This is a genomic window from Microvirga sp. P4_G7 (assembly GCF_056401005.1).
This window is the reverse complement of record NZ_JBFUKD010000072.1, coordinates 1-9,473: the sequence shown is the minus strand read 5'-3', so window position 1 is coordinate 9,473 and position 9,473 is coordinate 1. Positions and strand designations below refer to the sequence as shown.

General features: G+C 61.9%; 5 protein-coding genes and 1 pseudogene. All 6 read right to left on the bottom strand.

From position 1 onward, the window contains the following. A pseudogene (locus AC1DT3_RS05750) lies at window positions 1-187 on the bottom strand (hypothetical protein); the annotation flags it as partial. After that, window positions 184-3,273, bottom strand: coding sequence for an efflux RND transporter permease subunit (locus AC1DT3_RS05745; protein WP_477464288.1), 3,090 nt, complete (start codon window positions 3,271-3,273; stop codon window positions 184-186). The gene AC1DT3_RS05745 and the pseudogene AC1DT3_RS05750, both read right to left, overlap by 4 nt. Then, window positions 3,273-4,475, bottom strand: a complete 1,203-nt coding sequence (locus AC1DT3_RS05740; protein ID WP_477464287.1) for an efflux RND transporter periplasmic adaptor subunit — start codon at window positions 4,473-4,475, stop codon at window positions 3,273-3,275. Before AC1DT3_RS05740 ends, AC1DT3_RS05745 begins: the two co-directional genes overlap by 1 nt. A 247-nt stretch (window positions 4,476-4,722) precedes the next feature. Next, window positions 4,723-5,931: a sodium/glutamate symporter gene (gene gltS / locus AC1DT3_RS05735; protein WP_477464286.1), complete on the bottom strand. Its 1,209-nt coding sequence runs from the start codon at window positions 5,929-5,931 to the stop codon at window positions 4,723-4,725. 177 nt (window positions 5,932-6,108) lie between these two features. Beyond that, a complete protein-coding gene (locus AC1DT3_RS05730) occupies window positions 6,109-7,110 on the bottom strand; it encodes a helix-turn-helix domain-containing protein (RefSeq protein ID WP_477464285.1) in 1,002 nt (333 codons plus the stop codon). Window positions 7,111-7,512: 402 nt separating this feature from the next. After that, complete coding sequence (locus AC1DT3_RS05725) at window positions 7,513-9,327, bottom strand: SLC13 family permease (RefSeq protein WP_477464284.1); 1,815 nt, start codon at window positions 9,325-9,327, stop codon at window positions 7,513-7,515. Window positions 9,328-9,473 lie beyond the last annotated feature (146 nt).

The window sequence follows — 9,473 nt, the reverse complement described above, 5'->3', positions numbered from 1 at the left end:
CGATGGAATCGCCGAGGTTGCCCGGCTCGACCAACGCGACGCGCACCGGCCGCGCCGCGAGCGCGGCCTCTTCTTCGCTGCGATCGCAGGCACTGAGCAATATCGATGCCGCGGCGGCGGCGAGAAGAATGGTGCGGTGGCGACTGCACCACAAAGGCAAGCCCGCTCGGTTCAGCATTGTCTTCATGATGCAGGAGCACCTTCCGGGGCGGTCGGTCGGACTTCGCGATCGTTCTGCGCCGGCGTCTTGCGCTCGAACCAAGTCACGTAAAGCGTCGGCAGGAAGACGAGTGTGAGCACCGTCGCCACCAAGAGACCACCCATGATCGCGTAAGCCATTGGCCCCCAGAACACGGTCGGGGCGATTGGTGTCATGCCCAGTACGGTCGAAATCGCGGTCAACATGATCGGACGGAAGCGCGCGCTGCTCGCGTCCACAACGGCCTCGCGAACGCTCTTACCGCTCGCGCGCTCGAAATCAATCTGGCCTATGAGAATGACAGCGTTCTTGGTGATGATGCCGATCAGCGCGAGAATGCCCAGAAGCGCGACAAAGCCGAGTGGCTTGCCAGAGATGAGAAGCGCCCCGACGACGCCGATCAGGCCGAGGGGTGCGACGCTCAACACGATCACAAGGCGCTGGAAGCTCTGCAGTTGGACCATCAGCACCGTGAGCGTGATGATCAGCATCAACGGCACGACAGCGACGACGGACGCCTGCGACTTCGCGCTTTCTTCGACGGTTCCGCCGGCGGCGATCGAGTAGGAGGGCGGCAGGCTCTTGCGCAGTTCCTCGATTCCCGGGGTCAGGGCCGAAATGACGGTCTCAGGCAGCACGCCCGTCGCGACATCTGCCTGGACGGTCAATGTGGGAATGCGGTCGCGCCGCCAGACCAGCGGATAGTCCTGGTCGTAGGTGAATGTGGCCAATTGCTTGAGCGGCACCGTTTGGCCATTCGGCAGCGCCACCGGCATCGTTTCAAGTGTCGCGAGCGAAATCCGCTGCTCGTCCGTCGCACGCAGAACCACGTCGATCAGGTAGATATCGTCGCGAATTTGGGTGATTCCGGCGCCGGAGACGACAGTGCTGAGCGCCGCCGCCACCGCCTGCGAGCTGAGACCRAGACGGCGCGCCTCATCCTGATCGATACGAATTCCAAGCTCCCGTGACGGCTCGATCCAGTCGAAGTTGACTTGTTCAGCGCGACGATCGCTCGCAATGACCTGAGCGAGCTTGAACGAAATATCGCGGACCTTCGAGAGGTCCGGTCCACTTACGCGATATTGCACCGGCCAGCCGACCGGAGGTCCGAGTTCGAGCGGATAGACCCGAGATATGAGGCTCGGGAATTCCGTTGCCAGAACCGATTCGAGCTTCGTCCGCAGTCGTTCGCGCGCGTTCACGTCTTTCGCCACAATGACCACTTGGCTGAAGAAGTCGTTGGGCAGTTGCGCATTCAAGGGCAGATAGAATCGGATGGCGCCGCGGCCGACATATGTGCTCCACCGCTCGACGTCCCGGTCTCCTCGCAGCACCTTGTCGAACTGCCGCGCGACATTCTCGCTTGCGTAGATCGATGCGTTCTGAGGAAGCTGCAGGTCGACGAGCAGCTCCGGCCGATCCGAGGCCGGAAAGAACTGCCGTGGGATCAGTGGCAGCGCGAGAATCGACAGGACGAAAAGGCCGATAGTCACGCCAATCGTGACCCATTTCGCCCGCATCGCCGTATCGAGAATACGCCGATAGATCGTCATGACCCGGCCAGGCCCCGCATCGGCTGCCTTGGTGCGCGGTGGCTTCAATATCCAGACGCCGAGGAGCGGAGAGAAGATCACTGCGACGAACCACGAGACGACGAGCGCAATGGCGACGACGGCAAAGAGCGAGAACGTGTACTCGCCCGCCGAGCTGGCAGCGAAGCCGATCGGCACGAATCCGGCGATCGTGACCAGCGTCCCAGCCAACATGGCGAACGCGTACTTTCGGAAGGCGTAGGTCGCAGCACGCTCCTTGTCGTCTCCGGCGGCGAGTCGCGTCATCATCGCGTCCGTCGTCGTCATGGCGTCATCGACGAGAAGCGTCAGGGCGATGATGAGCGCGCCGAGCGAGACTCGCTGCATGTCGATATGGGCGATTTCCATCACGGCGAAAACAACGGCAAGCGTCAACGGAATCGACAGCGCCACAACCGCGCCAGGGCGAACACCGAGGCTGATGAAGCTCACGAACAGGATGATGGCGATCGATTGCCATAGGGACGTCATGAAATCCGCGATCGCCAGATCGACCGTCACCGATTGGTCGGCAACGAGGCGAGGCTCGATTCCGAGCGGCAGGTCGGCGGTGACGGTGGCGAGTGCCGCCTTCAAATTCCTGCCGAGAGCGAGAATGTCGCCGCCCTCGCGCATGGCGATGCCGAGGCCGATCGCTTCTTTGCCGTTGACGCGGAACAGGGGCTGTGGCGGATCGGAAAATCCGCGGCGAACGGAGGCAATGTCGCCAAGACGGATCATCCGATCGCCAACCGGAAAGTTGATGTTGAGGATGTCGTCCTCGGATCGAAACGCCCCCGATACCCGAAGCGAAAGATTCTCTTCGTCGGTCTGAATCGTGCCAGCCGGCCTGACCACGTTCTGGCTTTGAAGTGCTGCAATGAGCGCGGCGCGGTTGATTCCGAGCGTCGCGAGTTCCTTCACGGAGAATTCGATGAAGACCTTCTCATCCTGGGCCCCGATGATCTCGATCTTCGACACGTCGGGAACCAGGAGGAGATCGGAACGGATACGTTCCACATAGTCGCGCAGTTCGCGATGCGTGAAACCTTCAGCCGTGAACCCGTAGATGATGCCGAACGTGTCTCCGAAGCGATCGTTGAAGACCGGCCCGACCACGCCGCTCGGCAACGTCAGGCGAATGTCCGACACGAGATTGCGGACTTGGTACCAGGTATCGTGGACCTGTGACGCAGAGGTGTCGCCCTTGAGGTTGACGAAGATGGTCGTCACGCCGGGTCTGGTGAAGCTGCGGAGGAAATCGAGGTTCGGAGTCTCTTCGAGTTGACGCTCCAGGCGCTCCGTCACCTGCTTGAGCGTATCGTCGAGCGTCGCGCCTGGCCAAGCGGCCGACACCACCATCGTCTTGATGACGAAGGCGGGATCCTCGCTACGGCCGAGGCGATAGTAGGATCCGAGGCCCGCGAGCACGACGATGATCATCAGATAGACGATCAGGGATGGCTTCTTTAGCGCCCATTCAGAGAGGTTCAACGCCATTACAGCTCCGATCCATACAGGCGCACGGTTTGTCCCTCACGAAGTGAGCTCGCACCGGCGGTAACGACGACGTCGCCAGGGACGAGGCCTTTTGCGATGAAAGCCGTCGCAGGTTCTTGCCGCGCGACTTCGACATCGCGCAACGCGACCACAAGAGACTTTGGATCGACCACCCAGACGGCGGGTTTCTGTCGCCCCGATGCCAAGGCCGACGTCGGAAGAGCGAGGATGGCCGACGTTTCGCTGTGCAGCTTGCCGACAACGCCCCCACCCAGGCGAAACGACGGCGGCGGGTCAGTCAGGCCGACCCTGATCTGGAAGGTCCGAGTGACAGGATCCGCCTGGGGAGAGACTTCGCGCACCCGGCCCAACACCGTCACGCCCGGGTTATCGGCCATGGCGACGTCGATTTCGGTGTCTGGCGCGGCCGAACGCAGCGATTCGGCGGACACGCTGAAGACAGCGTCGCGGCCACCGCGACGGGCGAGTTGCACGATCATATGCCCTGCCTGGACGACTTCTCCCGGCTCCGCGCCGATGGCGGTCACGACGCCGGGCGCATCGGCTTCGAGCGTGGTGAAACGAACCCGATCCTCGGCCGTGTCGAGCTGCGCCTCTGCCGATTTGACCTGTGATTCGGCCGCTTTTCGAGCCTGCGTAGCCGTCTCGAAATAGGCCTGCGATGTCACACCGCGGTCGAGCAAATGACGCTGGCGTTCGAAATGGTTGTCCGCTTGCGTGAGCATGCCCTGCGCGGCGGAGAGCGCGGCGCGCGCGGAGCGAAGTGCGTTGAGTTCGTCCTGCGGCTCGAGACGGGCGATGATCTGACCGCCGCCGACTTCAGCGCCGACATCGACAGTCCGCTCGGTCAACCGGCCAGGAATTCGAAATGCAAGCGATGCTTGATCCGCCGCCTCGATACGACCCGTAAAGCTCGTCGTGGCGCGTGTCTGTGGCGCTTCGATCGTGATCGTCCGAACGGGCCGAGCAGCGGGTGGCGGCGTTTCTGCGTCACGCTGGCAGCCAGCAAGAAGAAGAGCGCCGACCGCAACCGTGGAGATCAAGCGAAGTAGGCAGTGTCTTGCCGTGTGAGCGGCGTCGTCTGCCGCAACGCGCGTTTCTGGATATTGCATGGCGCCGTTCAGAATGCGGCTGTCGACCGCATGAGGGAGCGAAGATCTGCCCGTCTTGCGATGGACCATGACAGCATGCACCTCATCATCAACTGCCGGCCCATCTTGGTTCGAGGGAGCGGTCCCGGATTATGCCGGTGGCCCCGGCTATCCGCTTTCGCAGATGTCCGGCAGCCCCACAGTATTATAACAGCGTGCAATCGGACGAGGATTAGCTCAGAATCTCAAAAGTGAGCTCAAAGTTCCAATCTCCGCGGTGGCTGAACGCGGGTCTTTGTCACGCCATTACATCAAATAGCGGGAGCGCAATTCGCATCTAGAACGAAAGAAAAAGTTTGATCGCGATCACGTTGATGATGTCGACAAAGAAGGCGGAGACGAGCGGCAGGATGATAAAGGCGTTCGGCGAAGGACCATAGTGCTTCGTCACCGCCGTCATGCTTGCAATTGCGGTCGGCGTCGCGCCAAGCGACAAGCCGGTGAATCCCGCACTCAGCACCGCCGCCTGATAGTCCCGGCCGAGAAGCGGGAAGAGGAGAATGACGATGAAGGCGACCGCCAACATCGTTTGCAGCGCTACGACGACCAGAAGCGGCCCAGCGATTTCGGCGAGCGTCCATAGCTGCATGCTCATCAACGACATGGCGAGAAACGCCGAAAGCGAATAATCGGAAGTGAGCGCAAGCGCGGGCTTGCGCGCGGGCCAAGGCAATCGGGGAAACAGCAACGGGATCGTATTCGACAGAACGATACCCATGATCAGACAGGGCACGAAAAGGGGCAGCTTGACGCCCATCTCGGTAATCGGTCCATGGACAAGATAGCCGAGGATCACGGCGATATTGACGACGAGAAGAGCATTCATGAACCCGCCCTTCTCGATCTGCTCCGACTCGGCCTTAGCAGCGACATTCGCTTCTTTCGTTCCGGTTTCAGGCGCGAGCCGTCCGCGCTCGATCAGGAATTTGGCGATCGGTCCGCCAAGGACACTCGCGAGGATCAGGCCCATCGTTGCGACCGCGGTTCCGGTCTCAACCGCCGTCGGAAATCCGTGCTCAGCTGCAATCGCCGGCGCCCATGCGATAGTGGTGCCGTGCCCGCCCACGAGCGAGATCGAGCCCATGACTACTCCTGCGGACGACGGCAACCCGAACATCGTGGCGCCCAGCGTCCCCACGACGTTCTGGAGAACGACGAAGATGACGGTCAGCACGCAGAGGATGATGAGCGTGCGTCCGCCGGCAAGCAAATCGGAAAGCCGCGCATTGATCCCGACCGTCGCAAAGAAGATCACAAGCAGCCGGTCGCGTGTCGTCATTTCAAAATCGATGGCCAGCCCCGTGGCGCCGTAGAGCGCCCATATGGCGAGAGCCGCGAGAAAGCCGCCCGTGACCGGCTCTGGGATGTTGTAGTTTCTGAGGAATGCGACGCGGCGAGTCACGATGACGCCGAGGAAATATACGACGATGCCGAGCGTGAGCGTCAGGAAATCTGGCGCGACGAGAGAAAGGCCGGGTGAGGTCATGTCATGGTCCGCTTCGGATCGCGTTCGTCGAAGCGGAAGCGAATTGACGCTCTCGCATTGTCTTGCTGCGTGAACTGGCCGCCGGCATAACCTCTTCCGATCACGCTCTCGTACTGTTTGGCTTCAAGTAACCACTATCCGATCGAGGCTGTCCAGCGTCGGGCGTCGCCACCGTCCCTATGCGGCGGATTCCGCAAAGAAGACGGCTGCGCGCGATGCCTTCACGAGGGCCACCTTCCGCGCTTCGCTCGGGCTGTAGCCAAACTCCCTCTTGAAGGCCCTGCTGAACGTTGCGTGATCGACAAAACCGACATCCGTCGCGAGGAACTTGATCGGTGTAATATGTTCGGATTCGCTGAGCCGTCGGTGAGCCTCGGTGAGCCGCTCGCGTTGGATGAAGCGCGCGACCCCACCCCTGCTTTCGAACATGCGATAGAGCTTCGAGCGCGACACGGACAGAAGCTTGCAAAGGGCGTCCGGACCGAAATCGACGGATGCCATATTCTGCCTGACCTCCCGCCTCACTCGATCGAGCAGGGCTGACGCCATCGGCGTTTCAACCACCTCCGCTTGATCGGCGGTTGCGGCGAAGCACGCGCCCACGAGAGCGCAGGTCGCCGACTTCAGGCGACCCAGGTCGGTGCGCGCAACCGTCGGCAATCGATGGGCCAGGGCCATCATGTAGTCGGCGAGCACGCTACCGAGTCCGGAATTCACGATCGCCCGTTGGACACCGTCCAAGACCCCCGGCTCCTGCCGAAGGAGGCCCTGGGGAAGCAGCAATGTTAGGACCTCTTCGTCGGCAATCCGGTCGCCGGACGTTGCGCTCAACGTCCCAAGGCCGAGGTAATCCATGGAGGCGTACTGGGCCGCGCGGACGGGAAGGGCCGTTTCGCTTTCGGTTTGCCCGGCGTCCGTGATGGAGTTGGGATAGTCCGGCCACGACCCTTCGCCGGCAGCAGGCAAAAAGGACTGGGTGAAAACGATGCCGCCAAGATCCCACGACGCCGTGCCGATCGGAACCCTCCGGACATTGTCCTTCACGAGAGAAATCTCGACGAGGGCGGAATCAGCCTCGCAGCGGACCTCGAACCGGTCGAAAGTCGGCGTCAGCAAAGTCCAGACCCGAGCGGAACTGACGACTTCTTGGTGCTCGAAACTAATCGCGATTTTAGACATCAGTCGCTCCGGGTCCGCCAACTTTCGCAGGCGGCCTTCACGTTGATCCATGTCTTATACGCAACGACATGACATGCCGTTCATAAGATGCTGAATAACCATCACTGCGTCAATCCGCACAAAACGTGACCTTAGAACGCCGACGAAGAGCTCAACGAAGGTTGAAGGTCAGTAGACGCTAGGCAAATCCCGGATATTCGGGCGGTTTCCTCATGCGGATCGCGGGTTTTCATTTGTCGGCGACATAGCTCCATTTGCGTCTATTCCTGCTCGGAGGAGCCTTGTCGCGGAGCCATTTGGCAAGACCGAAGATCCAGATGCAGGTCGCACGCGGGGTCAACGGTCTAGTCCAGACGGAAGGGTAGCCCTTGAAGATCGCTAAGCTTCGGGAGTGTGCGGCGGTTAAAACGGCCAGACCAGCGGAACATAGAACGTCGCGACGACGAAGAACCAGATCAGCAGAGGGAGGCCGAGCTTCCAGTAATCTCCAAATTTATACCCTCCAGGCGCCATCACCATCAGATTGGTCGGGGTCGCGATGGGCGTCAGGAACGCTGCCGCCGCCGCGACGGCGATGCTCATCAGAACGGGTCTCGGGGAGACGCCGATGCTGGTGGCGGCCGCAACGCCAATCGGGATCACGATCAGGGCTGTAGCGGTGTTGCTGATCAACTGCCCGAGCACGGCAGTCAGCACGAATAATCCGGCCACAAGGGCGTAGGGCCCAGCATCCCCAACGCCGTGGACCAGGGCCTCCGCCAGGAGGTTGGCCGCCCCTGTCTCCGACATCGCGGTCGAAAGCGGCATCATGGCGCCGACGAGCACGACGGTGGTCCAATTGATCGCGCGGAAGGACTGATCGACCGTGAGAACGCCCGTGAGGATCATCCCGCCGGCGGCCAAGATGCCGGCAATCGCGGGCGGGACGATGCCCGTCGCCAGCATGAGCACCATGGCGACCAGAACCACGATAGCCTGTGTCGCGCCGGCGCCCATCGGCACGGCTTGGCGACGCACGAGATCCGGCGCGTTGACGACGAGGACGTCGGGATCGTTCAGGTGAACATCGAGAGCCTTCCAGGTTCCTTGCAGCAGCAGCGTATCGCCCGCCTGCAGCACCGCACTGTCCGGGCCCAGAACTTCACCTTGGCGCTGAACGGCCATGATGATCAGATCGCCGCTCTCCGTAACCATGCCGCTGAAGACGGATGTTCCGATCATGCCGGAGCGCGGCGGGATGATGGCTTCGGCGAGACCCGCATCGCGATTGAACAATGTTTCCTGCAAGTCGGCCGCGGCGCTCTGTTTGCGGAAGGCCAAGTGCTTTTCGGCTGCGAAGGCAGCGGCTGTCTCGGCCTCCCCGCGCAGGATGAGGTAATCGCCCTCGGCGATCGTGGGCCGCCGGAGAGGCCCACCGCCGTCGCCTTGCTGGATGGCGACGACCTGAAGACCTCCGAATGCGGTGACGTCCACAGCGCTAGACGGAGCGCCCACATAGGGCGAAGTGCCCCGCACCCGCATCTGAAACACGCCGTTGCTGAGCCCGTATTGTTCGACGAGCGTCAGGGCGTGCTTGCTGAAATCGGATGGAATGGTCGGACCGCCCCGTTGCGGCAGCAGCTTTTCGCCGAAAAGCACGATGATCACCATCGTGCCTATGAGCAGCGGCACGCCGACGAGCGCGAACTCGAAGAAGCCGAACCGGTCGATCCCCGCATCCACAGCCGCATTGGAGACCAAGACGTTGACGGGCGTACCGGTGAGCGCCAGCAACGAGCCGGCGTGGGCGGCAAAGACGAGCGGCATCAGGAGTTGCGACGGCGCACGCTTCAGGCGGACGGCCATGACGACGACGACTGGCAGGAGAGCCGCAACGGCTCCGTTGACGCTGATCAGCGCCGTCAGGAGCGAAACCAGCAGCATGGTGAGGTACAACAGCCGCGCGCGGCTGTTCTCACCGGCTTTGGCGATGAGAAGCTGCCCCGCCCAGGCGGTCACGCCTGTGGCCTCGAGACCGGCGCTGACGATGAAGAGCATGGCGATGAAGATCACCGCCGGATCGCCGAGCCCGCTGAGCGCGTCTTCGAGTGACAGGATTCCCGTGGCATAGAGCGCCAACGCGGTCCCCATCGCCACAACGACGACGGGCAAACGGTTCCACACGAACAGGACGACGGCCGCAACGATGATGAGGGCAGTCATTGCAATGGGGCTCAAGGCGTTGGCTCCTCAATGCGGCGCGCCTCATGTCGCCTGCGGGCAATCAATGGCTTCACATGGCATCCGGTCGGCCGAGCGGTGGGGACGCCAGAGACTGAAAATACGTGACAGGTTTTCAAACAAGGCTCGCTCAGTGGACGATC

Excerpts from the sequence above, each read along its gene's own strand:
- AC1DT3_RS05730 (WP_477464285.1), bottom strand. The coding sequence starts at position 7,110 with ATGTCTAAAATCGCGATTAGTTTCGAGCACCAAGAAGTCGTCAGTTCC.
- gltS (WP_477464286.1), bottom strand. The coding sequence starts at position 5,931 with ATGACCTCACCCGGCCTTTCTCTCGTCGCGCCAGATTTCCTGACGCTC.
- AC1DT3_RS05740 (WP_477464287.1), bottom strand. The coding sequence starts at position 4,475 with ATGGTCCATCGCAAGACGGGCAGATCTTCGCTCCCTCATGCGGTCGAC.